This is a genomic window from Lactobacillus amylolyticus (assembly GCF_003999355.1).
GTDB lineage: Bacteria > Bacillota > Bacilli > Lactobacillales > Lactobacillaceae > Lactobacillus > Lactobacillus amylolyticus.
This window is the reverse complement of sequence record NZ_CP031835.1, coordinates 179,641-205,046: the sequence shown is the minus strand read 5'-3', so window position 1 is coordinate 205,046 and position 25,406 is coordinate 179,641. Positions and strand designations below refer to the sequence as shown.

The window sequence follows — 25,406 nt, the reverse complement described above, 5'->3', positions numbered from 1 at the left end:
TTAAATGAAAATAATCTTACATACAATAATACACCATCAAAAAAGGAATTCCTTACTAGGAGTCCCCCTTTTTTAGTGTTAAATTAAAAATTTCTTGTGCTTTAAGTAAATTAATTTGATCAAGCTGGTCAATAGCAGATAAAAAATCATTAGGGCAAAAACCAAAATGAGATATTCGCTTGGCAAAGCCGTAAATTGCAATATTTGACCAGTAGCCGTATATGGTATTGCCGTCCCAATAATGCCGGCAACAAAGCTGACCATGATAACCGCGCTAGTCGCATGCTGCTTAATAAATGGCAGATGTCGATCACGCAAAGCATGGATTGCCATTTCCTGTACCCACAGATTTTCAATAAACCAACCAGTTCGGAAAATTGAAACAAAGAGTGTCTGGCTGCCCGCACTGAGATGCGGACAAATAATAAAGAACAAGAAGCCAAAACTAATGATATTTGTAATCGCTGAAGCGGGACCAAACCAAAACATGAATTCAGGCAAGTTTTTAAACGACCATCTGCGAGGCGTTTGCAAGTAGTCCCGCGGCATTTTATCAAACGGGATTGCGAGACAGCTTAGACCAAAGATAAAGTTCAAAACCACTAGTTGCAGCGGCAGCATCGGCAAAAATGGCAGAACAATCGAAGCAAATAGAATCATCGCGGCAATTACTATAATCGTGCCCAAATTATTATTTCCACCGAGTGGGAAAATATTTTAAGCAATAAAACGATGGTAAAAGGAGTAATAAATGCTTCGAGCAAGAAATGCATTTTTGATTCCTTGGCCCTGTTTTCTAATTCATTAGAACCGTATTATTTGCGGTTGATTAAAGCTTGTTTAGTCGATAAGCCTTCTGCACTTGCGTGAAGCCTCGCCAAAGTGCCGACACGAGTTTCTTGTGCTATTTGCTTAACCCACTGTAAATCAACGTCATTTAGCTTCTTTTTATCCGTTGTCTTTAGCATAAGCCCTCCCCAGCTTCTTCGTTTTATGCAAACAAACCAAAAAGGCCACCTGCAATTTCTACAGGTGACCTTCATGCCAAACAAGGCTTCTTGTACTCGTAGTTCAGTTTTAACACTACGTGACGTAAGCACATGCTAGCTATCTGGATCTCGCCTTAAGTCGACGGCACCTATTTAACCCGTTAGCATCTCTAGATGTTTCCGGGCGATAGCGTGTGTTCACGTAGGAGTCTCACCTAACAGTTTATTTGCTAACTTATTTCATTCCTTGAGTAGTTTAATACTTAAAAGCAGCCAACGTCAAATCTTGATTAGTTATTATGACTATTTTTTCTGCGAATTTGTCTAAAGAAATACATCAAGACCCCGATCAAAATGACCACAGCTAAAGCAATCGGCAAAGCTACCCGATTAGGGTGATCAATCTTATTCTGTTCCGCAGTCGATAAATCATATTTATCCCGTGAATATTGATACTGATAATCAATTCTGGTCGTGCAGGCTCTGAAGACAAAACGCAAGCCTTTATTAAAAGTGGCTGAATTGGTGCTGCGCAAATCTTTGGCAGCTGCGCGAATAATATTCAGTCGTGTTTCGGCAGTAAATGCGCCATGCAAATCTTTAGAAGAATAAATCTGAACATTTTTCTTCTTGCCCTTAACGCCAACTACGATATAAACCGTCCGCTTCATTTCGCTCAAATGAGCTGGCGTCAACTTGTTCAACCGTTTAACCGTTACTACAGCAACTTGTGGCTGTTCTTTAGTTTGCAAATAGCGGTTGTCCTTAGCCTCAATTAACTTTTGCGTCTTAGAGTTAATTACATGTGCTGCATCATCGATATTCGGCTGGACAAAAGCGGTTGTTGTCACAAAGCCGATTGCCAGCAGCAATAGCATAAATAATTTAGTAATTTTCGTCTTCTTCAAGTTTATGCTCCAAGCTTTCAACGTATTTTCGATCAATTTTAATCTGCTCATATGGCACCCCGCAATCTTGTAAGAGCTTCATTGCCAGCGGATCATCACGATAGTTGAAATAATAGTTTATCCGTTTAACACCCGCTTGAACTAGAGCCTTAGTGCAATTATAGCAAGGAAAATGAGTAACATAGATCTCTGTGCCATCAGTTGAAACGCCATTTTTGGCACATTGAATCAGGGAATTCATCTCTGAGTGAATCGTTCTGACACAATGACCATCAACCATCTGGTGCCCAACAGCATCGCAGTGCGGTTGTCCGGATATTGAACCATTGTAGCCGGTTCCGATAATCCGATTGTCTCTTACTAAAACACTGCCGACCAAAGCCCGATTACAGGTAGAGCGTTGGGCAATTACTAATGCCTGCATCATAAAGTATTGTTTCCAAGGAATTCGATCGCGCATTTTTAAGCCTTCTTACTTATCAAAGTGACCAAAATAATTCAAACCAATAGCATCTCTAACTTCTTGAAGAGTTTGGTTGGCTTTCACGTTTGCTTTCTTTGAGCCTTCAACCAGCATTTCGTAAACAGCATCTGTATCTTGGGCATATTTAGCTCTTCGTTCACGAATTGGTTCTAGTTCATTTTCCAAAACCTTATTCAAATAACGCTTAATCTTTACGTCACCAAGGCCGCCTTTTTGATACTCTTCCTTAAGTTCTGCCACTTTGTCCTTGTCTGGATCAAAAACATCAAGATAAGTAAAGACAGTATTGCCTTCAACTTTTCCTGGATCCTCAACGTGAATGTGGTTAGGATCAGTGTACATTGACATTACTTTCTTTTGGACAGTCTTAGCATCATCTGACAAGTAAATGCAGTTGCCAAGCGACTTAGACATCTTTGCATTGCCATCAAGGCCCGGAAGACGGCCTGAACCTTTAGGTGGGAAGAAGCCTTTAGGTTCAACCAATACATCGCAGTCGTATACACGATTAAAAGTCCGCACAATTTCACGAGCTTGCTCGATCATTGGTTCCTGGTCGTCGCCTACTGGAACTAAAGTAGCCTTAAAGGCAGTGATATCGGCAGCTTGTGAAACTGGATAGTTCAAGAAACCAACAGGAATTGAGTCATTGAAGCCTTTTTGCTTAATTTCTGTTTTAACAGTTGGGTTTCTTTCCAAACGCGATACAGTTACCAAATCCATGTAATAAGCCGTTAATTCAAATAAAGCTGGGATTTGTGATTGAACAAAAATCGTTGATTTTTTCGGATCAAGGCCAACAGCTAAATAATCCAAAGCGACTTGAATCAATGAATTTTGAATTTTTTCTGGATCACGAGCATTATCAGTCAAAGCTTGCGTATCAGCAATCATAATGTAAGGATCATATTTGCCTTCATTTTGAAGCTTAACTCTGTTTTTCAATGAACCGATGTAGTGACCGATGTGAAGTTTGCCTGTTGGGCGATCACCTGTAAGAAAAATTTCTTTGGCCATAATTTTTTCTCTTTCTATTATTAATTTGCGTTAATCTTTTATCCTTATTATGCTCAATTTTACCAAAAATCAAGCTATTATTAAACTCTCCTTAAATCAGTTACAATATTAGAGGAGGTGGAGCACATGTGTCATCAATTTCGCTTGCCCGCTTTATATGAGATTTCGCAGTACTTAAAGCATGATTTGAACTTGCCACTGGTTAAGCCCACTTTTAACAGTGAGGCTGGCGATATTTTCCCTGGAAAAACCGCACCTGTTTTGCTTTATCAAAATAATCAGCTACAGCTTGCGCAAAAAACGTGGGGCTATCCAAGTCCCAAGGATAATAAACCGTTATTCAACGCACGAATCGAGCGCTTTTATGAAGCTAAGCCTTCCATGTGGGACAAATCTTTTGCCCGGCAGCGCTGCATTATCATCACCAGTGAATTTTTTGAATACAGTAAAAAAACGTATTCCGCCGGTAATAAAAAATATCACGAATCCTTTAGTTTTTCAGATCGGGAGCATCCCCTAACCCTTATTGCGGGAATCTACGATCAAAATCATTTTGCAATGGTCACCACTGAACCTAATCAGGAAATGGCACCAATTCATAATCGAATGCCACTAGTAATCAAGCCGGAAGAATTGCGCCATTGGCTATTTCAGAATTTTACCGATTTAATCAATCGCCAAAATTTCAAACTGCAGGTTAAACAACTGCCTCATAAAAATTAATTTGTCTCCCCGCTCTAATCATGATAAAATATGGGAGTAACGCGGATATAGTTAAATGGTAGAACGTCAGCTTCCCAAGCTGAAGATGCGGGTTCGATTCACGCTATCCGCTTAAAAGAAAAAAGTGTTTAGGGAAAAATCCTAAACACTTTTTTGTTGCTCTAAGTCATAACTACAATGAGCAAACCACTTAAAATTGACAAATACATTGGCATCCATAAAGCTTGCGTATATAAGTAAGACCAGGCAAAAATTGCGCCGAACATAACATCAATTGCTAAGAGCGGCCAAGACAATTGGAAGTTAAGAATACTGAAAATTATACCTGAAGTAATGATTCCCGCAATTGCCGCTAATTTGGTGTTTTGTCTAAACAAATAATTAAATAAAAAGCCAGTTGCCAAATATTCTTGCAAGATCGGCAAAACTAAACCATTGGCTACTATCAAAAACCAAAACATTGGTATGCTTTCATGCTTTAAATAGATAATTTGAAAACCATACCAGCTGATCTTGTTGTATGCCTGCAAATACATCACAATAATGCGCAAGGCTGTTACTAACAGCGTCAATCCAATTGTAAGACCTATATCGCCTAAAAACGGCAATGAATGCCGGCGCTTGAAAAAGCGCTGTTCACGGTTAAAACGATAAATGTAAAACAAGCCAACCATCACTGTAATTAAGCCAAATAGGATTAGGTCCCATATTCTAATCGGTGAATTATTGGTAACTAGTTTAACTACACCGACCACCATCAAATAGCCAACAGTATAAACGATATAGCGAATCAAGTTACCCTCTCTTGATTCAGGCGTATTCAAAATTTTCACTCCAATATTCTGCTAATGTATTTATGTTTATCTAAAGCAGATATTATAGCAAAAAATCTTTCTTTTATAAATTAAAGAAAGTACAATTTCGTAAATTTAACATTTTATTGTCACATTATTAATATCATCAATTGCGACTTTTTGACCTGAAATAATAATTAATTGCTCCTGATATCCTTCTACAAAGCCGCAAATATCGGCCTTCAATTTACCATCATCATCGAGTTCTTTTAACTGAACCTGCACGTAATAGTGGTCGCTGAACGCCTTAAAAAGCAACTGACTAATTTCATCTTCATTCATGCTGGGCTTTTTTTGATAGACAATTGCCCGCTTAGCCTTATCCTTATTGATTTTCAAAGTGTGGTCGCTAAGAAAAAAGCCGGCCCACTTTTTCATGCCACGATCCTGATAATTTTTAAAAAATTGCTCTACTTTACGATCAAAATCATTCATAGGCATTGCCACCGTTATGGCCGCCAACTAAAGAACTGCGTTGAATTGCCGTTGCACCTTTCAATAAACTGGAAGCTTTAACCAAACTGGCAAAACCATAGCGCTTGCGAATCTGATCAATCGTTAAATCAAAATTGCGTCTTTTAATTTGCTGCGCCGGCGTCATGAAAAAGTTCAATTGCTGTTCAGTATCTGGATCCAAATGACTATAGTCGACGCCTAATACGCGGACTGCTTCACCATGCCATTTTTTACGAAAAAGCGCCAGCAATTCATGTACCAATTCACTGTTATCACTCGTTGGCGTGATCTTTTGCTGAATATTAAAACCGCCGCGATGATCGCCATGCTCGCGCTCTTCAAAGGAATAACCCACAAATAAGCCAACCCGGCCGGCCTTTAGTCCATGTGCACGAATCCTGGCAGCTACCTGCTCGCCGATTTCTCTGATGACAATTTCAATTTCACGTTGGTCAAAATAATCTCTTGTCAGCACTTGGGAGTTGCCATAGCTTTTACTTACCGGAAAATACTTCTGACTAATAATGCTGCGATCAACGCCCCAGCTCATTGCAAATAATTGCTCACCGATAACACCGAATTCACGCTTCAAAATCTCCGGATCGCTGTGAGCCAATTGATACATATTATTGATGCCAATGCGGCGCAAATGGTTAGCAGTTCTGGTGTTGATGCCCCATACATCTTCTAAGTTAGGGATTTTCCAAATTGTATCCGGAACGTCAATGTAGTGCCAATAATCAATCATTGAGGTCCGATGCTTAGCTGAAATATCCATTGCTAGTTTAGCCAAAAGCGGATTTTCTCCGATTCCGCAAGTAGTATAAAGACCAAGCGTATCATGAATATCTTTTTGAATTTTATAGCCCACATAATACGGATCATCCCCGAATAAACGCCAAGACTTCGTCATATCAATCATGCTCTCGTCGATTGAATAAACATGGATATCGTCTTCTGCGGCGTATTTGCGAAAAATATCCAGTACTTGCATGCTGCGTTTAATGTATAAATTCATGTGCGGTTCAACCAGCATTAATTTATCTTTTCCAGCTTTAAATGCTGCTTTGGGAATATCACGCGCCCGCATAACATTCGAAAGACCATATTTTTTCTTAGCAAGCGGCGAGGCAGCCATAATTAGTCCTGATCCAAAACTAGAATGAGGCTGATGTGACATTACCGCCAGCACTGCTTTCATCGGATTAATCCCCATGCGCAAAGCTTCGCAGCTGGCAAAAAAGGACTTGTTATCAATCATAAAAATTAAACGATGCGGCTCATAGCGATAGTCATACATCAATCTCAGCTCTTTTCTTCAAACACTTGTTCGATAGTTATATTATACGAACAGACGTTTGAAAAAGCAACAAAAAAATAGGAAGCTACTTTACCTCCACAATTGTTACGGAATAGTCTCCAGCTGGCGCTGAAACCGTAACACTGCTGCCGGCCTGCTGCTTCATAATTGCCTGCCCTAATGGCGAATCAAAGGCAGCCTTTCCTTTTGCTAAATCTGCCTCCATCCGACCAACAATTTGATATTCTTCTGTTTCTTCATCATCATCGAATTTCAAAACGACGGTTGAACCCATGTTGACCTTACCATCGTTCTTAGCTTCAATTACTTCAGCGTACTTAAGCTGCTTGCCTAAATAACGCAAGCGACTCTGCAAGTGACCTAAATCACGCTTGGCCTCAGTATATTCAGTATTCTCAGATAAATCACCCATCGATCTGGCCTGTTGCAAAATTTTAATGCGGCGAGGACGATCCTTTTTTAAACGTGCAATTTCATCTTCAATTTCTTTATACCCTTCTGGAGTCATTTTTTGATAATAAACCATCTTTAAATTAGCTCTTTTCTGTTGTCTATGCTTGATTTTAAAAAATTATCCACAAGGTGTAAAGCTTGTTTAATCAACTTTTTTAAATATTTTTAGCACTATACACTTCAGAGTGCTAAATAGTTGAACAATTAATAAAAGCTGCTACAATAAGCAGTGTAAGGAATAAAAAGAAGTTTTGGAATGAAAGGAAGTCTTGAATATGGCAAACGAATTGATGAATCGTCACAACGATATGTTTGATGCAATGAATGATTGGTTTGGTTTTCCAAAGAACCTTTTCGATGATAAAGAAATAAGCGACTTAATGCAAGCCGATGTCGCTGAAAGTGACAAAGATTACGTTGTAAAGATTGACATGCCTGGAATGAATAAATCAGATATCCATTTAAACTACCGTGATGGGATCTTAAGCGTTGATGCTTCAAGAAAATCATTCAAAGATGAAAGTGACAAGAAACGCAATATTATCCACAAAGAAAGAACCGAAGGACATGTTTCTCGTTTATTTAGATTGCCAAATGTAGTTGCAAATCAGATCCATGCAAAGTATGATGATGGTGTATTGACTGTTACTTTGCCGAAGCAAGCTGCTGATAGCAGTGACAGTTCAATTAAAATTGATTAGTTTATAGAATATTTCAAGAAGTCCTTATAAATTAACAATTTACATAATTCTCTAAGGAAAGTGGATTCAGTAAAGTGAGTCCACTTTTCTTTTATGGCTCTTTGTCAAACACCCTAAAGTATAAAGGTAGATAGAAACATGACGATGTTTTTATCTACCTTTTTTCTTATACTTAGATTGAGGTTGAGGTCGACAACAGAATGGAATATTAAATTCGACTGTCAAACGGGCCCATAAATGTTTATTTTCAATCAAACTAGATTAAGGGTGTGGATCTCAGAGATCGTATAATCAAGAAATGGAGCTGAAAATAAATATTTGCCTCAATTGATTTAAAACGGGGTGATTAGGTGAATATTATTGGTATTGATGTTAGTCAAGGTGAAAGTCATGCCACTTTGATAACAAAAGAAGCGGAAGAAATAGCTTTTAAATTTAAGCATAATAAGAGCGGTTTCCAAATATTAAATTCTTATATTAAACCCGGTACAATAATAATATTTGAAACTACAGGTGTTTATTCGGCTCAGCTTACTACTTATTTAAAAAATAAAAAGGTCAAATTTTATGAGCTAAATCCCCTAGAAGCAAAATTAAGAATGGCTTCTTTGAGAAGAAATAAAACTGACAAGAATGATTCATTTAAATTAGCTTTATTGGGTAAAACTCAATTAGCGGAAATAAAGAATCACTGTAATAAACAATCTAATTCGTTGTATGAATCTTTACGGATTTTATCTTTGAGATATAAGCAGTTAATTAAATGTAGAACCAGAATACTTAATTTCCTTCGTTCTAGCTTAGAGCTTACTTTCCCAGAACTAAATCAGATTTTTAAAAATGCTTATGCAGTTTTAGCCCTTCAAGTATTTAGAATGTATTGTCATCCTGACTTTTTGGTAGGATTAACTCTTAAAGAAATGACCACTAGAGTTTACCAATCTGTTAGCAGGCGAATACATAAAGATGTAATTCAAAGTTATTGTGCTCAAGTTTGGTTAGCAGCTAAAGATTCTTATCCTGCTGTTCCAGCAAATTCTTTAGAAATTGAAATTATTTCAGAATATTGCGATGAGATAGAAAGCTACAATAAAGAAATAGCCTATATTCAAAACAAGTTAATCAAGACGGCTGTTGGCTTGGATGATTTCAAAGTTATTTCCAGTATTCCCGGAGCCGGTCAATTAAATAGCGCTCTATTATTAGGCTTTACTGGTGATATTGCTCGCTTTGATAATTATAAACAACTCAATGCTTTCCTAGGTTTGGATTTAAATAGATATCAGTCTGGTAAATACATTAAAGGCGATACAATTAATCGTAGAGGTAGTAGTCAAGGCAGAGCTGTTGAAACAGACATGATTCGAAGTATGTTAAGAAATCAAGGCAAAATTCAAAATCATTTAATTGATTACTATTACAAATTAAAAAAGCCGCCTTTCAATAAGCATGACAAGGTAGCTTTAATAGCATGCGCCAATCATTTGAATCGCACTATTATAAATTTGGTCCACACACATCAACTTTATAATTATTCTAAGGCGATTAATTAATAGATGTTTAGCACATAATAAGTGAAAAAACTGCCAAAAGACTAGTCTTTTGGGGCTATGTTTAGTATACTCTTTTTTTCTCTGTAGTAATGCTTGACATTCTATAAGAATTCATGTTGATGAAGAGTAAAGTTTAAGGATCAAGCAATTAATAAATTGCTTGATCCTTTTTCTTTGACTTTGTTTTCTTCCAGTCTGATTCTTGTTAAGAGATTAATAAAATCAGAATAACCAAAGGCAGTTCCTTCAATTTGTTTAATCTTGCGGTTGAAGCCTTCTAGGCAGCCATTGGAATGGCTTGACTGTGCTCCATTTAATACAGCCTTTAAATTATGCTTGAACGTTAAAAGCGTTTTATGCATTAGACCGCCCACCGGTTCTTTTGAGCAGATGATTCTTTTAAGCTTCTTACTGTCATTGTCTTCTAAGGCTGTAAAGAAATCCTGCATTAGATTGTATGAATTTTCCAGCGTTGTATTAGGACTAATTCCTTGCATAACAATCTGCTCCTGAGTAAGCGAATCCTTGCAGTGCCAATTGTAGCGCGGATGAATCTTGTCCAAATCATCATATTTTTTCAGATAAGGCTTCCAGGGAGATTTCAAAAGCTTGTATTCTCGGGATTGCTTGTCAAATGTCTTCATGGCTCTGACAATGTCTTGATAATAAAAGTTGAGATCCATAGCGACTGTTTTTACGTTGGCTCTAGCCTCAGGAGCGAAATGAAGCTTTCTGTCGACTCCCTTGAATTCGTCAAAAGCCGAATGTTCAGGCAAATAATCAAAGCCGTCCAGAAATCTACGCGAGCAAGCTCCTAAGAGTCTTTGAACCGTGTTGACGGAAGCATTATTCTCGCGGGCAATGCTGGTCATGGAGCGGTCTTCGGTTAGTGCGCTGAGCGCTTTTGGCAAGAGCGGCAGAGGACTCTCTATTTAAATAAACGAATAATAATTGGCCGGCTGAAGCAAAACGGCCTGATAGATTTTCTGCTTTCTGCCATCAAAAAAGCGATAAAAATAGTCTTTAAAAATAATATTTTGATCTTCAACATTAAGCGAAAATTTAAAATTTTTAGTGGAATAGATTTTTTTATAAAAGAGGACTATGTCCTCCTTTTTTTGAAATAAAAACCTGTTAACAGCTTATCACAGAGATAAGCCATCAACAGGAAAAATTATAGAGCCACTTTTCTTTTACTTTAAATAAAATTAGGCATAAAATAGTAATTAATTTAAGAAAAGATTAAAAAGGAGATTTTTTTATGGCTCATGAATTAACTCTGCAAGAACTCGATGAGTTTTCAAAAGAATTCAACGCAGATCCTCAAAATCAGGTTATTGCCCGCGCTGCTCAAAGAAGCGGCGTTCTTGAAGCTTCATATAATGAACGCGTTCAAGGTGAATTAACTCGCGTATTTTCAACTGAATTAGATACTGACAATGTTACCAACCAAAAGCATTCTGGTCGTTGCTGGCTCTTTTCAGCATTAAACATTACTCGTCACTTCTTTGGCAAGAAGTACAAAGCTAAGAACTTCACTTTCTCACAAGCTTACAACTTCTTCTGGGACAAGATCGAGCGGGCCAACATTTTTTACGATCAAGTATTGAAGAATGCTGACAAGCCCCTTGACTCACGTGAAGTTAAGGCTGACTTAGACTTTGCTGGCAGCGATGGTGGTCAATTCCATATGGCTGCAGCTTTGATCGCTAAGTACGGTGTCGTTCCTTCATACGCAATGCCAGAAAATGCCAATACAAATGACACCACCGGCTTTGCTACTGCTTTGGGTGACAAGCTTAAGAAGGATACTCTTGTTTTGCGTAAGTTAAAACAAGAAGGCAAAGACGAAGAAATTGAAAAGACCCGCAAGAAATTCTTGAGCGAAGTTTACCGCATGACTGCAATCGCAGTTGGTGAACCACCTAAGAAGTTTGACCTTGAATACCGTGATGATGATAAGAAGTATCATTTGGAAAAGAACTTAACTCCAACTGAATTCTTGCACAAGTATTTAGGCGATTTGGACTTTGACGACTATGTTGTTTTGACAAACGCTCCTGACCACGAATACAACAAGCTTTACGGCCTTCCAGGTGAAGACAACGTCGAAGGTTCATACAGAATCAAGCTTTTAAACGTACCAATGGAATACTTGTCACAAGCAGCTATTGCTCAATTAAAAGATGGCGAAGCTGTTTGGTTTGGTAACGATGTTCTTCGTCAAATGGACCGTAAGACCGGTTACCTGGATACTAACCTTTACAAATTGAATGATTTGTTTGGCGTTAACCTTGATATGAGCAAGGCTGATCGTTTAAGAACCGGTGTAGGCATGGTTAGCCATGCTATGACTTTAGTTGGTGTCGATGAAGACAACGGCGACATTCGCCAATGGAAGGTAGAAAATTCTTGGGGTGATAAATCTGGTGCCAAGGGTTACTACGTTATGAACAACGATTGGTTCAACGACTATGTTTACGAAGTTGTTGTTCATAAGAAGTATTTGACTGCTGAGCAAAAGAAGCTTGCTGAAGGTGAAATTACTGACCTTCCACTTTGGGACTCATTAGCATAAATCAGAATTAAAATACTAAAAAAGGCTTTGAGAATTTTCTCAAAGCCTTTTTAGTATCAAGATGTGTTCAACATCAAAAAACAAGTTTTTGTGTTGAACATCATTCATAACTTTCCGCTACCTTTTGATAATGCTCTACCTCATCGTCACTGCATCTTACAAAGTGCCCTGGGCGAATCTCGTGCATTGACCGCGGCTTGCCGTCCATTTCTTCTTTTTGAGCATCATAAGCGATTCTGTGCCGGTTTCTTTCAACCTCAGGATCAGGTACAGGCACAGCAGAAATTAAACTCTTAGTGTAGTCATGAAGTGGTTTGTCATAAACTGCATCAGCCGGACCAACTTCCAGCAATTTACCGAAGTGCATAACCCCAATTCGATCAGAAATAAACTTAACCATTGATAAATCGTGGGCAATAAACAAATAGGTCAAGCCATGCTTCTTCTGCAAATCGATCATCAAGTTAACAATTTGGGCCTGAATCGATACATCCAAAGCAGAAATTGGTTCATCGGCAACAATAAATTTTGGTTCTACTGCCAAAGCGCGAGCAATCCCAATTCTTTGTCTCTGACCACCAGAGAATTCGTGTGGGAAACGGCTGGCGTGACTACGGTTTAAACCGACAGTTTCAAGCAGTTCTTCAACCCTTTCTCGACGTTCTTCCTTGTTTTTCACCAAATGGTGAATATCCAGCCCTTCAGCGATAATATCTTCAACCGTCATTCTAGGGTTAAGTGATGCATATGGATCCTGGAAAATCATTTGGGCATCCCGCCGGAAGGCCAATTTTTCTTCACGGCTCTTTAAATTCTCAACATTCTTGCCTTCAAAAATCACTTCACCAGCCGTTGGTTTATAAAGCTGCAAAATTGAACGTCCGGTCGTTGTTTTCCCTGAACCTGATTCACCTACCAAGCCAAAAGTTTCGCCTTCATAGATATCAAAACTAACATCGTCAACAGCCTTGGTGATTACGCGACCATTTTTAAAGTATTGCTTTAAATGCTTCACTTGCAAAAGCTTTTTCTTTTCTGGCATAAATATCTCCTTTCAGCTGTTACTAGTTTTGCTCTACTTTATCTTGTTCCTGCATTAGCTTAAATTTTTTCCACCGTCTTTTAATTTCCAGAGGTGGTTCTACCTTCGGTGCCCCTGGCGCAAGCAGCCAAGTAGCAGCATAATGCGTATCTGATACCTTAAAGAAAGGTGGTTTACGCTGTACGTCAATCTTCATCGCATATTTGTTTCTTGGAGCGAATGGATCGCCTTTTGGCGGATCAAGCAGATCTGGTGGCGTACCTGGAATTGATTCCAAAGTGTTGCTTTCCAAAGTAGGCATTGAGTTAATCAGGCCCCAAGTATATGGATGCTGTGGGTTATAAAAGATTTCATCAACCGTGCCATACTCCATGAATTCACCGGCATACATAACGGCAACGCGATCGGCCATTCCGGCAACTACGCCCAAGTCGTGCGTGATGAAAATAATAGAAGTTTTAACCCGCTTTTGCAGACTCTTCATCAAGTCCAAAATTTCGGCCTGTACCGTTACGTCCAAAGCAGTTGTTGGTTCATCTGCCAGCAGAATCTCAGGTTCACAGATCAGTGCAATCGCAATCACGATTCTCTGCCGCATCCCACCTGAAAATTGGTGCGGATATTCATTAATTCTTTCTTCGGCATTTGGAATACCTACGGCCTTCATCATTTCCAAGGCTTTGGCCCAAGCTTCCTTCTTTGAAGCTCCCTTATGTTTGATCAAAGGTTCCGCAATTTGTTGTCCAATTTTCATCGTTGGATCCAGTGAAGTCATCGGATCCTGGAAAATCATTGCAATTTCATTGCCACGAATCTTTTGCCATTCTTTTTCCGAAATATCCAGCAAATTTTTGCCATGGAAATCAATTTCGCCACCCATGATTTGCGCATTACGGGCAAGCAATCCGATAATCGAACGCGTAGTAACTGATTTTCCTGAACCTGATTCACCTACGATCGCTAACGTTTCACCTTCGTTTAAGTGGAAAGACACATTGCGAATTGCCTTAACTTCACCAGCATAGGTGTGGAAGTCGATTTTCAAATTTTTAACATCTAAAATTCTCTTTGGCATTTAGCTTCTGCCTCCCTATCTTTGTCCCTTAGGATCGAACGCATCACGTAAGCCATCACCTAATAAGTTGAAAGCAATCATCAAAATACAAAGGACAATTGCTGGATACCACATTTGATATGGCAAGAATTGGAAGTTCTTTTGACCTTCGTTAAGCAATACACCCAATGAAGTTTGAGGAGCTGTAATCCCAATTCCGATGAAGCTCAGGAATGCTTCGAAGAAGATGGCACTTGGAATGGTGTACATCGTCTGAATAATGATGATACTTGAAAGGTTAGGAATTAAGTGCTTAATCGCAATCTTCCAACCTGATTCACCTAATGAACGTGCTGCTAAAATATATTCTTCATTCTTTAAACTCAAGGTCTCCGCCCTGATCTGCCGGGCCATTGTTGTCCAACTAGAAATGGCAATTGCCAAGATAATTGAAGTAATACCTGGTTTTAAAACAATCAGCATCAAAACAACGATAATCAAATTAGGAACAGAGGAGATAATTTCAATAATCCGCTGCATGACGTTATCGACTCCTCCGCCTTTCCATCCGGAAATTATTCCGTACGCGACTCCGATCGTCAGATCGAAGAAGGCAGCTACCAGCGCAACGATCAGTGAAATCTTAGTACCGTAAATAATTCTTTGGCCCAATGAACGACCTAAGTAATCCGTTCCGGCTAAGAAATATTTATTCTTCGGCACATTGTTTTGGGCATAAGCATCAACCCATTGACCATTTTGTTTGATCTTGCCGTTCAAGCCATTAATGGCACTACAGCCTGGAACCTTAGCTGGCAAGTTGGCATATTGTGGATTGGATTTAACCAAAGTTGCCTTATTAATAAATGGCGTTGAGCCAAAAGCTATAACCACCATCAAAATAATTACAATCGCAGACAAAACCGCTGCTTTTCTTTGCTTGAATCTGATCCAAACGTTTTGACCAAATGAAAGTGCCGGACCCGCAATTTTTTCATTATCTTGAGCCTGACTCTTTGGTAATGGTTCAAAGGCATCTGGACTAAGTTTTAAATCTTTTTCATCCATAGATCATTAATCCTCGTTTCCAGCTAATCTAATTCTTGGGTCAATCAAGCCATAAACAATATCCGTGATCAGCAATACGATGACCAATCCGATACAGTAGACCATCGTAATTCCCATAATTGTTGGGTAATCATTCGTCAAAATTGACTTAACAAATTGTTCCCCGATTCCAGGAATATTGAAGATATTTTCAATAACCATTGAACCGGTCATCAAAGCTACCGCATATGGTCCAATTAAAGTAACCAGTGGGATAACTGAGTTACGCATTGCGTGCTTGCGGATAACTTCGATTCTGCTCAAACCTTTGGCCTTACCTAATTCAATATAGTCACTGCTTAAAGTATCAACCATGCTCGTTCTGATGAACCGCGCGGTTTCAGCTAATGGACCTACCGCTAAGGCGATGGTTGGCAAAATCGTTTCTGAAAATTGACCCCAGCCAGCGATTGGGAACCAACCTAATTTCAAACCGATGTAGTACTGCAGAAGAACTGCTAAAACGAAGTTAGGGACCGATTTACCAATAATTGCAAAAACAGTTGCTGTAGAATCAACCCATGTGCCTTGTCTCATTGCGGCAATTGCACCGATGATAACGCCCAAAACAACACCAAGAATTAAGGCTTGCAAACCTAATTGACAAGATGCACCTAGACGAGAGGCAATTAATGATGAAACTGGCTGGTTGCTGTATTGGAAGGATGTTCCAAAATCACCATGGAGCATTCCTCCGATATAAATGAGATATTGCAGCCAAACAGGTTTATTCAAACCATATTGCTCATTCATAATTTTTAACTGTGTTGGCGTCATCTTTGCTTCATTAGCATATGGAGAACCTGGCATTAATTTCATTAAGAAAAAGGTTGCCGTTGCTACAACAAACAAAGTGAGGATCATATATAAAATACGTTTCAATAAGTACTTAGCCATATTAACAGCTCCCTATTTTTGTTTTAATCTTCACATCATTTTTTAATGTTCGGTCTAATTATAGCAGAAAAATGGAAATTGTCTAAGAAAATAACATATTAATTAAAAAAATAAGAGAAAAGGATAAAATCCTTTTCTCTTATTGCTTGCTATATCTACTATTAGCTATTTTATTTAAATTACTTATAGTTAGGAGCTGCCTTAGTCATTTGCACATCGTGTGGGTGTGATTCACGCAAACCAGCATTGGTAATTTGAACAAATTGTGCCTTATCAATCAATTCGTTAATGTTTGCGGCACCACAGTAGCCCATGCCTGAACGAAGGCCACCATCGATTTGGAAGACAACATCGCTGACATCACCCTTGTATTCAACACGAGTTTCAACACCTTCAGGAACAAGCTTGTTGGCTTCGTTAACACCGCCTTGGAAGTAACGGTCGCTTGAACCATGAGCTTGAGCCATAGCACCAACTGAACCCATGCCACGGTAGCGCTTGTACTTCTTGCCGTTATCTTCAAAAATATCGCCAGGAGCTTCGGTAGTACCTGAAAGCATGCTTCCGAGCATTACGGCATTACCACCTGCTGCTAAAGCCTTAACAACGTCACCAGAGTACTTAATACCACCATCGGCAATAATTGGCTTGTGGTATTCACGAGCAGCCGTAGCTGCATCATAAATCGCGGTAATTTGCGGAACACCAACACCGGCGACGATTCTAGTGGTACAAATTGAGCCAGGTCCAATTCCGACTTTAACTACGTCAACACCAGCATCAAACAATGCGCGAGTAGCATCGCCAGTAGCAACGTTACCAGCAATTAAAGTTTGGTTTGGAAAATGTTCACGGAATTCTTTAATCTTGCGCAATACGCCAGCTGAGTGACCATGAGCCGTATCAATTACAATTGCGTCTGCACCTGCTTCTAGTAATGCTTCAGCTCTTTCAAAAGTATTACTGGTTACACCAACTGCAGCTGCACAAAGTAAACGATTTTGATCATCGACTGCGGCCTTTGTTGCGCCATTTGGTACAACTACGCTTTTAACATTAGCAACTTCTCCTGCTTGTGCTCGAATTGACATGTTCTTGTGAACAACGCCCAAGCCACCTTGGAGAGCCATTGCGATCGCCATTGCACCTTCAGTGACCGTATCCATCCCGGCACTGATCAGTGGAATGTTTAATTTTAAATTACCAGCTAACTTCGTACTTAAATCTACTTCATTTGGCAAAACATGACTTTCTGCTGGAATAAGCAAAACATCATCAAAAGTTAAACCTTTTTTGGCAAACTTTGTATCCCAATTTGACATCGAAACTGCTCTCCCTTTTCTAAATAATTCATTATTAACTTAAATTAGCTATACTTTACTAGTTGAATATATTTTGGTCAAGTGCAAAAGAAAAGAAGCTAGAATATTTTTTCTAGCTTCTTATTTTATATAAAGAGAGGATATTTGTTTAATAAATTGGTAGGTTAAAAATTGTTGTTTATTTTGTAACATAAGCGGTCTTGAAGTTGTAGTTGGCACCTGCACCGTTGAAGACAACGTTCTTAACAGATGGACGAATCATCCAAGCGCTTGCTGCGTGGTAAAGTGGTGTTACACCTTGTTGTTCAATGATAATTTGTTCGGCTTTAGCTAAATCATTCCAACGTTGACTTGAGCTTGAAGTAGTCTTAGAAGCAGCAACCAACTTGTCGTATTGCTTGTTGGACCACTTTTGCCAGTTGTATGAGTTGTTGGTAGTGTTCATGTCAAGGAATGAAATTGGGTCGTTGAAGTCAGCTTGCCAGCCCATTAAGAAGATCTCAAAGTTGCCGGCAACCCCACGACTCAAAGCAGATTTCTTAGGCATGCTTGAAATGTTAATAGTTAAGCCCTTTAAGTTTTCTTCAAGGTTGCTTTGAATTGATTCAGCTGCCTTCTTAGAAGCATCATCATCGTAGCAAAGGATTGTGTATGAAAGCTTGCTCTTGCCTAATTCCTTCAAAGCCTTCTTGAAGTAGGCCTTGGCTTTAGTCGGATTGTATGTGCAAAGAGCCTTGGTTTGAGAATTTTGAACCAAATCAGTGTAGTCCTTGCCATTAACAATCGTCATGCCAGGTGCAGATAAAGTAGTGGCTGGCTTATTTGCGCCACCAACAGCGCTAGCTAAGCCTTTACGGTCAATTGCCATTGAAATTGCCTTACGTAAGTTAAGATTCTTTAAGCCATTGTTCTTGGCTTGATTGATTTCAAGGTATTGTGTTGATGAAGTTTGACGAACAGTGTAGCCGCTTTGTCCTTTCAAACTCTTAGCTGCTTGGGCACTAAGAATAGCGGCATCAAGCTTGCCAGCTTGGTATAAGTTGTAGTCGGTTGAAGGAGTCTTTTGAACACTGTAGTTAATCGTTTGCAGTTTAACAGCCTTCTTGTCCCAGTAATTCTTGTTCTTAACCAATTTCCAGGTTAAGTTGGTACCAGTCCAGCCCTTTTGAACAAATGGACCATCATAAACCATGTATTTAGAAGCTGTACCATACTTCTTGCCAAACTTCTTAACTGCTTTTTCATTTTCAGGTGCAAATAATGGGAAGCCCATCAGCAGCTTGAAGTATGGAATTCTTCTATCCAAAGTAACCTTAACTTTGTAATTGCCTTCGGCTTGAATGCCTAAAGTATTGGCTGACTTCTTACCAGCGATGATAGCGTCAGCATTTTTAATGCCTGAGAACAAGTATGAATATTGTGAATTGGTCTTTGGGTTAACCGTTCTGCGCCATGAATATACGAAATCCTTGGCGGTTACAGGATCACCATTGGACCACTTAGCATTCTTTCTCAAAGTGAAAATCCATGTTTTACCATCCTTTGAGACTGTAGTCTTAGTGGCGATTCCGGGTTCAATCTTTGAATTTTTACCCAAACGATAGAAACCTTCCATCGTGTTATTCAATTGGTTAAAACTAGTTGAGTCGGTAACAACTGATTGGTCCATCCCTTCAATTTCAGATGTTTCCATCCAAGAAATTGTTTGTTTAGCACTAGTAGATGAACTTGAACCACTTGAACAGGCTGTCAGTGCCAGCGCACATGCTCCAACAGCAAGACCTGCTGCAAGCCATCGTTTCCAATTTAATTTCATAACTTAATACACTTTCTAATCAAAAAGAGATAGCCAACTGCTGCAGCTATCTCTTTTTGACTCAGCGGCTCCTATATTATTTGCTACTTGAAACATATGCTTCCTTGAAGTTGTAGTTAGCACCAGCGGGGTTGTAGATCACGCCCTTGATGTTTGGACGAATCAACCAAGCTGTAGTTTGGTAGTACAAAGGAGTAATACCTTGATCCTTCAGCAAGATCTTTTCTGCCTTTACAAGGTCGTTATAACGTTCCTCGCTGTTGCTTGTAGTCTTAGAAGCGGCAATTAACTTATCGTATTCGCTGTTCTTCCATTTACCGTTGTTGTTTGGGTTGTTGGTAGTGAACAAATCGTCGAATGAAATTGGATCGGCGAAGTCTGCACCCCAACCACTAACAACGATATCGAAGTTGCCGGAAGTTGAACGGCTCAAACGAGTCTTGAATGGAAGGTTTTGAACACTGATCTTAATGCCCTTTAAGTTTTCTTCAATTTCACTTTGAAGAGTTTCAGTGGTCTTTTCACCAGCATCAGTATCATCAGACAAAATCGTTAAGGATATGCTCTTCACACCTAATTCTTTAAGTGCTTTCTTGTAAAGCTTCTTAGCTTCAGTTGGATCGTACTTACTGTATTGAGTGTCCTTAGCCTTAGTAGCAAAGTCTTGACCTTCAACTTTGGTAAGACCTGCAGCTGTCAATGAACTTGCTGGCTTGTTAGCACCACCTAAGGCACTAGTTAAAGCTTTTCTGTTAATTGCAAGAGAGATAGCACGACGTAAGTTTGCATTCTTTAAATTCTTATTCTTAGCTTCGTTGTATTGCAAGTAGAAAGTACTTGCACCTGGACGAAGGGTAAAGCCTTTTTGGTTCTTCAAGTTCTTGGTTTCTGAAGCATCCAATGCCACGGCATCAATCTTGCCAGATTGGTACAAGTTGTAAGCAGTTGATGGCGTCTTTTGAACACTGTAGTTAATGGTGTTCAACTTAACATGCTTCTTATCCCAGTAATCTGGGTTCTTCTTTAAGCTCCATGAAAGGTTTGAGCCAGTCCAACCGGTTTGCTTAAATGGTCCATCGTAAACCATGTACTTAGAAGCTGTACCGTATTTAGAACCGTACTTTTCTACTGCCTTTTCTTGTTGTGGGAAGAATAATGGGAAGCCCATCAACAACTTAAAGTATGGAATTCGCTTGTCCAAAGTGACGACCAACTTGTAGTTGCCTTCAGCCTTAATACCCAAGCTATTCACTGATGCCTTGCCGGCACTAATCTTGGTAGCGTTGTGAATTCCTTCAAACAAGTAAGCGTATTGAGAAGCAGTCTTTGGATTAATTGTTCTGCGCCAGGAATAAACAAAATCCTTAGCGGTTACAGGATCACCATTGGACCACTTAGCATTCTTTCTCAAAGTGAAAATCCAAGTCTTACCATCTTTAGAAACTGTTGTCTTAGTTGCCAAACCCGGTTCAACTTTGGAATCTTTGCCCAAACGGTAAAGACCTTCCATAACGTTGTTCAATTGGTTAAAACTGGTTACATCGGTAGCCTTCGACAAATCCATTGTTGGGATTTCAGCACTTTCTTCCCAGTTAATGGTTTGCTTAGCTGAAGATGAAGAGTTGCTGCTTGAGGATGAACCACAGGCCGCAAGTGCTACAGCTGAGGCCAAAACAGTGGCTCCTGCTGCCAATACTCTTGTAAATTTCATATAACGGACTCCTCTCAAAATGATAAATTTAATAAAATTTATTAACTTGGTTATCAGTATACCCAGCTATTTATTAAAATGCAATAATTATTTTTAATTTCATTTTTATTATAATATGTAAAAAGGCCGGATAGCAGTGCTATACCGGTCTTTATCAAGATTAAATTTAATTAAACATTCCACTCTAACATGAATTCTTTGACAAATTCACGCATAAAATTCGTCCGTTTTTCGGCTTCTTTTCGGCCACCTTCGGTGTTCATGAGGTCAGTTAAATGAAAAAGTTTCTCATAAAAGTGATTAATCGTTGTCTCCTCATGTTGGCGGTACTGGTCATGACTAACCAGCTTTTGCGGCTTAATCCTAGGATCATAGATTAAATTGCCATGTTTTCCACCATAAGTAAACGCCCGTGCAATCCCAATTGCACCCAGGCTTTCCAAACGATCAGCATCTTGCACATATTGTCCTGTTAGCGGCAAATGATAATGATGACCTATATTTTGAGAAAAAGACAAATGCTGGATTGAAAACAAAATATCTTCTGTTTCAAGTTCAGTAAAGCCAACCTCCGGCAACAATTTTTTAATTTTGGCAATCACCGCGGCCGGATCGACGCAAATTTTTTCATCGATCGTATCATGCAGGTAGCCGCCCGTGCGAATAATTGCTACTACTCGGCTGTCAGCGTGAGCTGAGGCATGATCGCTGAGATACATTCTAGAAGCAAGATCTGCTACTCGTTTGCCATGATAAAAATCATGTCCTGTACGCTCATCTGCCAGTTGCTGCTGCGTAAAAGCGATAATTTTGCTTAAATCCATAACTTCACTTTTTCCAATTACTCACATAATCAAGAATAGTTGCACTAAGCAAACAAAGCCTGCAAGTGCAACTTATCCCATACTGTCCCAACATGGAACTGGCGTTGCCTTGCCTTCAGCTAATTCCACTAGCTTCTTTGGCAAATACTTCTTCTTAACGACAACTTTGAACAAGTATTCATCAAACCAATCATCGCTCATCACGAAGTAGCCATTCTTGCCGACCTTATCGCCCCAAGAATTTTCTACCTTCCATTGGCGCGGCTTGCCATTAACAACATCAACGCCCACCAAAGTCATTGCATGCGTTGAGCCGCTGGCACCAGTCAACAAGCGTTCTTTCTTATCCAACTTGGTTTCAATATTAAAAAGCGTATCAGTTTGATACAGGTTTTTGACCATCAAGCCTTTTTGCCGGTCGCTTTCCTTGCCGACATCACAGCCAAACCAAATAGTTTCGCCTGCTTCAAGCTGCTTGATTGCTGCTTGCTTTAAATTATCGATTTTCGTATTCAAAAATTGAATTGGCGTTCCGCCTTCCACATTGTCCTCAAATGGCAAGGCATAAAGCTTATCAAATTCATGATCTGGTGCGTTAAACAATACAACATATTCATCAAGATCATCTTCAAAATACTTGTGGAAAAAATCGAGCGGCGTCAAATTCTGATCTAATTGATATTTGTTGTCATCATCGCGATATTCCAAATCAAATTTTTGCGTTGGCTCACCAAAGGCAATCACTGCCATCCGGTAAACTTCGTTCAAAAATTCTTTCCGCTTCTTTTCGATCTCATCTTGATCACCCTTTTGGGCAAGTTCACGCAAAACAAGACCGTCTTCGCGCAGCTTCATGTTCAAAGCTTGATTGAAAGCAGCTGTATTATTAGCCGTAAAGCTTTCGCCATAAGCATAATCTGGTACCAAACCATATTTTCTAATCAAAGAAACAGCCATGTGCCATTGACCACCATCGGTGTCTGGTCCTTGCAAATAAAAATGAACCGTTCGATCATCTACTGGCTTATCAGCAGTTTCCAAAATATGATCAAAATAAATGTTGGCGCGTTCAATTCTGTCCCAGAAGAACAAGTATGCTTGAGAAAAGACAAAATTCTTAGCATGGTACTTCTTAGCGAATTGGTGACGCATCACATTCAATGCTGCAAACAGCCAGCAGCGTCCTGACTGCTTCTGGTTGGTTACTGCATCAGTTGGAATTTCAATTGAAAAAGTCCGATTGATGTCTCGCACAGCTTCAGTATTAAAGCTGGCTTGTTGAACGCCATTAGTAACTGTTGCCATTTCAGCTACTTGATTGCGGGCATCTGCTTGATAATTCTTTTGAAAATCAGCAATTTCGTCAAAAGTAAGTTTATGAGTCATTGTGCATCCCTTCTTTATTGCATCTCTAATCTTTTGATTTTAATTTTATAGCTCTTTATCATTCAAGCCAAATATAAAAAGCTGCTTCCCAGATTTGAACTGGGGACCTCCTCCTTACCACGGCGGTGCTCTACCTCCTGAGCTAAAGCAGCATAAAAACGTTTTTGATAAAGACTATATCTATAGTTTAAAATATAAAATGAATGGAAGATAGAGAAAAATGAATTTTAAACAATATGTCAAGTTTGCGGACATTGAAACCTAGTCTTTTTTCCCTTTATGGCTATGACAATATAATCACCGATATTAATCATACTATAGATTACATCACGGAAAAAGATGAAAAAACCAAGCGCAACAGTCCGATTGAAGCTGAACACATTCCATTGGAAGCGCGATTTTGGCCAACAATATTGCTGACCATGATCGTGATAAGATCAATGGTCGGGCGACTATGCCGATTGTCTTTGGAATTAAAAAAGCGGTCAACTTCTATTACTTCTTGGAATATATGCCGTACGTCGCAATTATTTTAAGTGTGATTTTCCGCTTTGCCCCAATTTGTACAATTTTAACTTTGGGAACTTTCCCTTGGGTTAAAAAGAATGTTGATAAATTCGTCGCTAACCCGGATAAGCAAAAGACTTTTATGACTTCGATTTTCAACTTCCATATCATGGTTGCTACCGAAATCGTTACGATGTTCATCGGCTTCTTGCTCCACTTCTAAATTTTAGGCAAAAAAATAAGCTATCACTTACGATAGCTTATTTTTTATGCTCTTTTTATTTAACGTGAACTAAAGTGTACTTTCTCTTACCTTTACGGATGATGACGTATTTGCCCTCGAAAGCACTAGCTGGATCAACATCGAATTCCAAATCTTGTTCACGATCACCGTTAACGTAAATCGCACCATTCTTGACATCTTCACGCGCTTGACGCTTAGATGGTTCAATCTTGGTATCAACTAAGAAGTCAATGATGTTCTTTGCCTTAGCATCGGTTTCAGCACTAGGAGCTGACTTCAAACCTTGTTCAATTTGCTTAACTGACAAATCTTTAATATTGCCTGAGAACAAAGCATCAGTAATCATTTGTGCTTCTTTTAAGCCGTCTTCACCGTGGACAAACTTAGTAACTTCTTCAGCCAACTTCTTTTGAGCAGCCCGCTTCCAAGGTTCTTTCCTGGTCTTTTCAGCCAAATCTTCAATTTCTTCACGTGACAAGAAAGTGAAGTATTTCAAGTATTTAACTACATCACGGTCATCTTGGTTAATCCAGAATTGGTAGAATTCGTAGGGACTGGTCTTTTCTGGATCAAGCCAAACAGCACCACCAGCAGATTTGCCAAATTTGGTACCATCAGCCTTAAGCATCAATGGAATAGTCAAACCAAAGGCTGGACGATCTGCACCTTCAAGCTTGTGAATCAAATCGATGCCGGCAGTGATATTGCCCCACTGGTCACTACCACCGATTTCGAGTTGAACGCCGTTATTCTTGTTTAAGTGATAGAAGTCGATGGCCTGCAAAATTTGGTAGGTAAATTCAGTAAAGGAAATTCCGTTTTCAAGACGGCTGGCAACAACATCCTTGTTAAGCATGTTGTTAACTTGGAAGTATTTACCATAATCACGCAAGAAGTCGATTAAGTTAAGCTTTCCTAACCATGCCTTGTTGTTGACGATTTCGAAGTTTTCAGTACCAAATAAGCGCTTCATTTGGTCAGTCAAGCATTTTTCATTATGTTCAACTTGAGCGGCAGTTTGAAGGACACGTTCAGTCTTACGACCAGATGGGTCACCGATTGCACCAGTACCACCACCGATTAAAATTACTGGGTGGTAACCAGCCATTTGGAATCTCTTCAAAATCATAAATGGAATCAAGTGTCCAATGTGAAGAGAATCACCGGTTGGGTCAGTTCCGCAGTATAGAGCTACGTCATCATGTTCAGCTAAGTACTTGCGCAAGCCTTCTTCATCAGTTTGTTGGTTAATCGCACCGCGCCATTTTAAATCCTCTAAAATATCGAATTTTGCCATGTTTTTCCTCCAATAAAAAACGTCCCTCGAAGATTTCTCTTCAAGGGACGACTAAACTTCATCATTAGCCGTGGTACCACCCACATTCGCGCCAAACAGCGCCTTAACAGTCTTTACGGGAACCGCCCCCTTCAGTATTTCGTCAAAAATGGTCTGTCTAGC

At 39.4% G+C, this 25,406-nt stretch carries 25 protein-coding genes, 2 tRNA genes, 1 pseudogene and 1 riboswitch; of the genes and pseudogenes, 6 read left to right on the top strand and 22 right to left on the bottom strand.

Annotation, left to right across the window (positions count from 1 at the left end; translation table 11 throughout):
• Window positions 1-78: 78 nt before the first annotated feature.
• From D0Z64_RS01035 to trpS, 6 genes are all read right to left on the bottom strand, one after another.
• Window positions 79-687, bottom strand: coding sequence for a cation transporting ATPase C-terminal domain-containing protein (locus tag D0Z64_RS01035; protein WP_127345535.1), 609 nt, complete (start codon window positions 685-687; stop codon window positions 79-81).
• Entirely contained in the window at window positions 672-773 is a 102-nt protein-coding gene (locus tag D0Z64_RS08775) for a hypothetical protein (protein WP_080881092.1), read from the bottom strand. Before D0Z64_RS08775 ends, D0Z64_RS01035 begins: the two co-directional genes overlap by 16 nt.
• 42 nt (window positions 774-815) lie before the next feature.
• A complete protein-coding gene (locus D0Z64_RS08285; RefSeq protein WP_155860186.1) occupies window positions 816-968 on the bottom strand; it encodes a hypothetical protein in 153 nt (50 codons plus the stop codon).
• Between the two features lie 87 nt (window positions 969-1,055).
• Window positions 1,056-1,219: riboswitch (M-box (ykoK) riboswitch) on the bottom strand.
• Window positions 1,220-1,279: 60 nt separating this feature from the next.
• Window positions 1,280-1,897, bottom strand: coding sequence for a hypothetical protein (locus D0Z64_RS01025; protein ID WP_080881091.1), 618 nt, complete (start codon window positions 1,895-1,897; stop codon window positions 1,280-1,282).
• Entirely contained in the window at window positions 1,875-2,357 is a 483-nt protein-coding gene (locus D0Z64_RS01020) for a deoxycytidylate deaminase (protein ID WP_080881090.1), read from the bottom strand. The genes D0Z64_RS01025 and D0Z64_RS01020 overlap by 23 nt, the downstream gene beginning before the upstream one ends.
• 12 nt (window positions 2,358-2,369) lie before the next feature.
• Window positions 2,370-3,398, bottom strand: coding sequence for a tryptophan--tRNA ligase (gene trpS, locus D0Z64_RS01015; RefSeq protein WP_006351988.1), 1,029 nt, complete (start codon window positions 3,396-3,398; stop codon window positions 2,370-2,372).
• 126 nt (window positions 3,399-3,524) lie between these two features.
• On the opposite strand from trpS, the gene D0Z64_RS01010 reads away from it, so the two are divergent.
• Complete coding sequence (locus tag D0Z64_RS01010; protein ID WP_006351989.1) at window positions 3,525-4,121, top strand: SOS response-associated peptidase family protein; 597 nt, start codon at window positions 3,525-3,527, stop codon at window positions 4,119-4,121.
• A gap of 41 nt (window positions 4,122-4,162) precedes the next feature.
• Window positions 4,163-4,233 (top strand) — tRNA-Gly (locus D0Z64_RS01005).
• 49 nt (window positions 4,234-4,282) lie between these two features.
• Here D0Z64_RS01005 and D0Z64_RS01000 read toward each other — a convergent pair.
• The 4 genes from D0Z64_RS01000 to greA all read right to left on the bottom strand — a co-directional run bounded on the left by D0Z64_RS01000 (window position 4,283) and on the right by greA (window position 7,278).
• Window positions 4,283-4,945 carry a CPBP family intramembrane glutamic endopeptidase gene (locus D0Z64_RS01000; protein ID WP_080881886.1) on the bottom strand — a complete coding sequence of 221 codons (663 nt, stop codon included), beginning with the start codon at window positions 4,943-4,945 and terminating at the stop codon, window positions 4,283-4,285.
• A gap of 105 nt (window positions 4,946-5,050) precedes the next feature.
• Entirely contained in the window at window positions 5,051-5,410 is a 360-nt protein-coding gene (locus tag D0Z64_RS00995) for a hypothetical protein (RefSeq protein ID WP_080881089.1), read from the bottom strand.
• Window positions 5,403-6,731 (bottom strand): Y-family DNA polymerase, encoded by a 1,329-nt coding sequence (locus D0Z64_RS00990; RefSeq protein WP_127345533.1) that lies wholly within the window; start codon window positions 6,729-6,731, stop codon window positions 5,403-5,405. Before D0Z64_RS00990 ends, D0Z64_RS00995 begins: the two co-directional genes overlap by 8 nt.
• A gap of 85 nt (window positions 6,732-6,816) precedes the next feature.
• Complete coding sequence (greA, locus tag D0Z64_RS00985) at window positions 6,817-7,278, bottom strand: transcription elongation factor GreA (protein WP_080881087.1); 462 nt, start codon at window positions 7,276-7,278, stop codon at window positions 6,817-6,819.
• Between the two features lie 202 nt (window positions 7,279-7,480).
• Between greA and D0Z64_RS00980 the strand changes: the two genes are divergently transcribed.
• The gene (locus D0Z64_RS00980) at window positions 7,481-7,906 is read left to right on the top strand and encodes an Hsp20/alpha crystallin family protein (protein ID WP_006351994.1); all 426 of its coding nucleotides are present in this window, start codon (window positions 7,481-7,483) and stop codon (window positions 7,904-7,906) included.
• 350 nt (window positions 7,907-8,256) lie between these two features.
• Entirely contained in the window at window positions 8,257-9,459 is a 1,203-nt protein-coding gene (locus D0Z64_RS00975; RefSeq protein ID WP_080881115.1) for an IS110 family transposase, read from the top strand.
• Window positions 9,460-9,599: 140 nt separating this feature from the next.
• Here the strand turns inward: D0Z64_RS00975 and D0Z64_RS00970 are convergent.
• Window positions 9,600-10,544 (bottom strand): annotated as a pseudogene (locus D0Z64_RS00970) (transposase).
• Window positions 10,545-10,720: 176 nt separating this feature from the next.
• Between D0Z64_RS00970 and D0Z64_RS00965 the strand changes: the two are divergent.
• The gene (locus tag D0Z64_RS00965; protein ID WP_006352053.1) at window positions 10,721-12,037 is read left to right on the top strand and encodes a C1 family peptidase; all 1,317 of its coding nucleotides are present in this window, start codon (window positions 10,721-10,723) and stop codon (window positions 12,035-12,037) included.
• 100 nt (window positions 12,038-12,137) lie between these two features.
• Here the strand turns inward: D0Z64_RS00965 and D0Z64_RS00960 are convergent, their stop codons facing one another.
• The 10 genes from D0Z64_RS00960 to D0Z64_RS00915 form a co-directional block, all read right to left on the bottom strand.
• Window positions 12,138-13,079 carry an ABC transporter ATP-binding protein gene (locus D0Z64_RS00960; protein WP_080881086.1) on the bottom strand — a complete coding sequence of 314 codons (942 nt, stop codon included), beginning with the start codon at window positions 13,077-13,079 and terminating at the stop codon, window positions 12,138-12,140.
• A 22-nt stretch (window positions 13,080-13,101) separates the two neighbouring features.
• Window positions 13,102-14,154 carry an ABC transporter ATP-binding protein gene (locus D0Z64_RS00955; protein WP_080881085.1) on the bottom strand — a complete coding sequence of 351 codons (1,053 nt, stop codon included), beginning with the start codon at window positions 14,152-14,154 and terminating at the stop codon, window positions 13,102-13,104.
• Between the two features lie 15 nt (window positions 14,155-14,169).
• Complete coding sequence (locus tag D0Z64_RS00950) at window positions 14,170-15,201, bottom strand: ABC transporter permease (RefSeq protein WP_080881084.1); 1,032 nt, start codon at window positions 15,199-15,201, stop codon at window positions 14,170-14,172.
• A 6-nt stretch (window positions 15,202-15,207) separates the two neighbouring features.
• On the bottom strand, window positions 15,208-16,137 hold the full coding sequence (gene opp3b, locus D0Z64_RS00945) for an oligopeptide ABC transporter permease (RefSeq protein WP_080881083.1): 930 nt from the start codon (window positions 16,135-16,137) through the stop codon (window positions 15,208-15,210).
• A 179-nt stretch (window positions 16,138-16,316) separates the two neighbouring features.
• Window positions 16,317-17,459: an IMP dehydrogenase gene (guaB, locus tag D0Z64_RS00940; RefSeq protein WP_127345532.1), complete on the bottom strand. Its 1,143-nt coding sequence runs from the start codon at window positions 17,457-17,459 to the stop codon at window positions 16,317-16,319.
• 178 nt (window positions 17,460-17,637) lie between these two features.
• The gene (locus D0Z64_RS00935; RefSeq protein WP_080881082.1) at window positions 17,638-19,275 is read right to left on the bottom strand and encodes a peptide ABC transporter substrate-binding protein; all 1,638 of its coding nucleotides are present in this window, start codon (window positions 19,273-19,275) and stop codon (window positions 17,638-17,640) included.
• A gap of 76 nt (window positions 19,276-19,351) precedes the next feature.
• Window positions 19,352-20,986, bottom strand: coding sequence for a peptide ABC transporter substrate-binding protein (locus tag D0Z64_RS00930; protein WP_080881081.1), 1,635 nt, complete (start codon window positions 20,984-20,986; stop codon window positions 19,352-19,354).
• A 170-nt stretch (window positions 20,987-21,156) separates the two neighbouring features.
• Complete coding sequence (locus D0Z64_RS00925) at window positions 21,157-21,810, bottom strand: HD domain-containing protein (RefSeq protein ID WP_080881080.1); 654 nt, start codon at window positions 21,808-21,810, stop codon at window positions 21,157-21,159.
• Between the two features lie 72 nt (window positions 21,811-21,882).
• Window positions 21,883-23,196: a C1 family peptidase gene (locus D0Z64_RS00920; RefSeq protein ID WP_080881079.1), complete on the bottom strand. Its 1,314-nt coding sequence runs from the start codon at window positions 23,194-23,196 to the stop codon at window positions 21,883-21,885.
• A gap of 79 nt (window positions 23,197-23,275) precedes the next feature.
• A tRNA-Thr gene (locus D0Z64_RS00915) sits at window positions 23,276-23,348 on the bottom strand.
• 248 nt (window positions 23,349-23,596) lie between these two features.
• On the opposite strand from D0Z64_RS00915, the gene D0Z64_RS00910 reads away from it, so the two are divergent.
• Window positions 23,597-23,926 carry a prenyltransferase gene (locus D0Z64_RS00910; protein WP_080881078.1) on the top strand — a complete coding sequence of 110 codons (330 nt, stop codon included), beginning with the start codon at window positions 23,597-23,599 and terminating at the stop codon, window positions 23,924-23,926.
• Window positions 23,927-23,981: 55 nt separating this feature from the next.
• On the opposite strand, the gene tyrS is transcribed toward D0Z64_RS00910, so the two are convergent.
• Window positions 23,982-25,244 (bottom strand): tyrosine--tRNA ligase, encoded by a 1,263-nt coding sequence (gene tyrS / locus D0Z64_RS00905; RefSeq protein WP_080881077.1) that lies wholly within the window; start codon window positions 25,242-25,244, stop codon window positions 23,982-23,984.
• Window positions 25,245-25,406: the final 162 nt, after the last annotated feature.

Excerpts from the sequence above, each read along its gene's own strand:
- D0Z64_RS08775 (WP_080881092.1), bottom strand. The coding sequence starts at position 773 with ATGCATTTCTTGCTCGAAGCATTTATTACTCCTTTTACCATCGTTTTA.
- D0Z64_RS08285 (WP_155860186.1), bottom strand. The coding sequence starts at position 968 with ATGCTAAAGACAACGGATAAAAAGAAGCTAAATGACGTTGATTTACAG.
- D0Z64_RS01020 (WP_080881090.1), bottom strand. The coding sequence starts at position 2,357 with ATGCGCGATCGAATTCCTTGGAAACAATACTTTATGATGCAGGCATTA.
- trpS (WP_006351988.1), bottom strand. The coding sequence starts at position 3,398 with ATGGCCAAAGAAATTTTTCTTACAGGTGATCGCCCAACAGGCAAACTT.
- D0Z64_RS01010 (WP_006351989.1), top strand. The coding sequence starts at position 3,525 with ATGTGTCATCAATTTCGCTTGCCCGCTTTATATGAGATTTCGCAGTAC.
- D0Z64_RS00995 (WP_080881089.1), bottom strand. The coding sequence starts at position 5,410 with ATGAATGATTTTGATCGTAAAGTAGAGCAATTTTTTAAAAATTATCAG.
- D0Z64_RS00990 (WP_127345533.1), bottom strand. The coding sequence starts at position 6,731 with ATGTATGACTATCGCTATGAGCCGCATCGTTTAATTTTTATGATTGAT.
- greA (WP_080881087.1), bottom strand. The coding sequence starts at position 7,278 with ATGGTTTATTATCAAAAAATGACTCCAGAAGGGTATAAAGAAATTGAA.
- D0Z64_RS00980 (WP_006351994.1), top strand. The coding sequence starts at position 7,481 with ATGGCAAACGAATTGATGAATCGTCACAACGATATGTTTGATGCAATG.
- D0Z64_RS00965 (WP_006352053.1), top strand. The coding sequence starts at position 10,721 with ATGGCTCATGAATTAACTCTGCAAGAACTCGATGAGTTTTCAAAAGAA.
- D0Z64_RS00960 (WP_080881086.1), bottom strand. The coding sequence starts at position 13,079 with ATGCCAGAAAAGAAAAAGCTTTTGCAAGTGAAGCATTTAAAGCAATAC.
- D0Z64_RS00955 (WP_080881085.1), bottom strand. The coding sequence starts at position 14,154 with ATGCCAAAGAGAATTTTAGATGTTAAAAATTTGAAAATCGACTTCCAC.
- D0Z64_RS00950 (WP_080881084.1), bottom strand. The coding sequence starts at position 15,201 with ATGGATGAAAAAGATTTAAAACTTAGTCCAGATGCCTTTGAACCATTA.
- opp3b (WP_080881083.1), bottom strand. The coding sequence starts at position 16,137 with ATGGCTAAGTACTTATTGAAACGTATTTTATATATGATCCTCACTTTG.
- guaB (WP_127345532.1), bottom strand. The coding sequence starts at position 17,459 with ATGTCAAATTGGGATACAAAGTTTGCCAAAAAAGGTTTAACTTTTGAT.
- D0Z64_RS00935 (WP_080881082.1), bottom strand. The coding sequence starts at position 19,275 with ATGAAATTAAATTGGAAACGATGGCTTGCAGCAGGTCTTGCTGTTGGA.
- D0Z64_RS00930 (WP_080881081.1), bottom strand. The coding sequence starts at position 20,986 with ATGAAATTTACAAGAGTATTGGCAGCAGGAGCCACTGTTTTGGCCTCA.
- D0Z64_RS00925 (WP_080881080.1), bottom strand. The coding sequence starts at position 21,810 with ATGGATTTAAGCAAAATTATCGCTTTTACGCAGCAGCAACTGGCAGAT.
- D0Z64_RS00920 (WP_080881079.1), bottom strand. The coding sequence starts at position 23,196 with ATGACTCATAAACTTACTTTTGACGAAATTGCTGATTTTCAAAAGAAT.
- tyrS (WP_080881077.1), bottom strand. The coding sequence starts at position 25,244 with ATGGCAAAATTCGATATTTTAGAGGATTTAAAATGGCGCGGTGCGATT.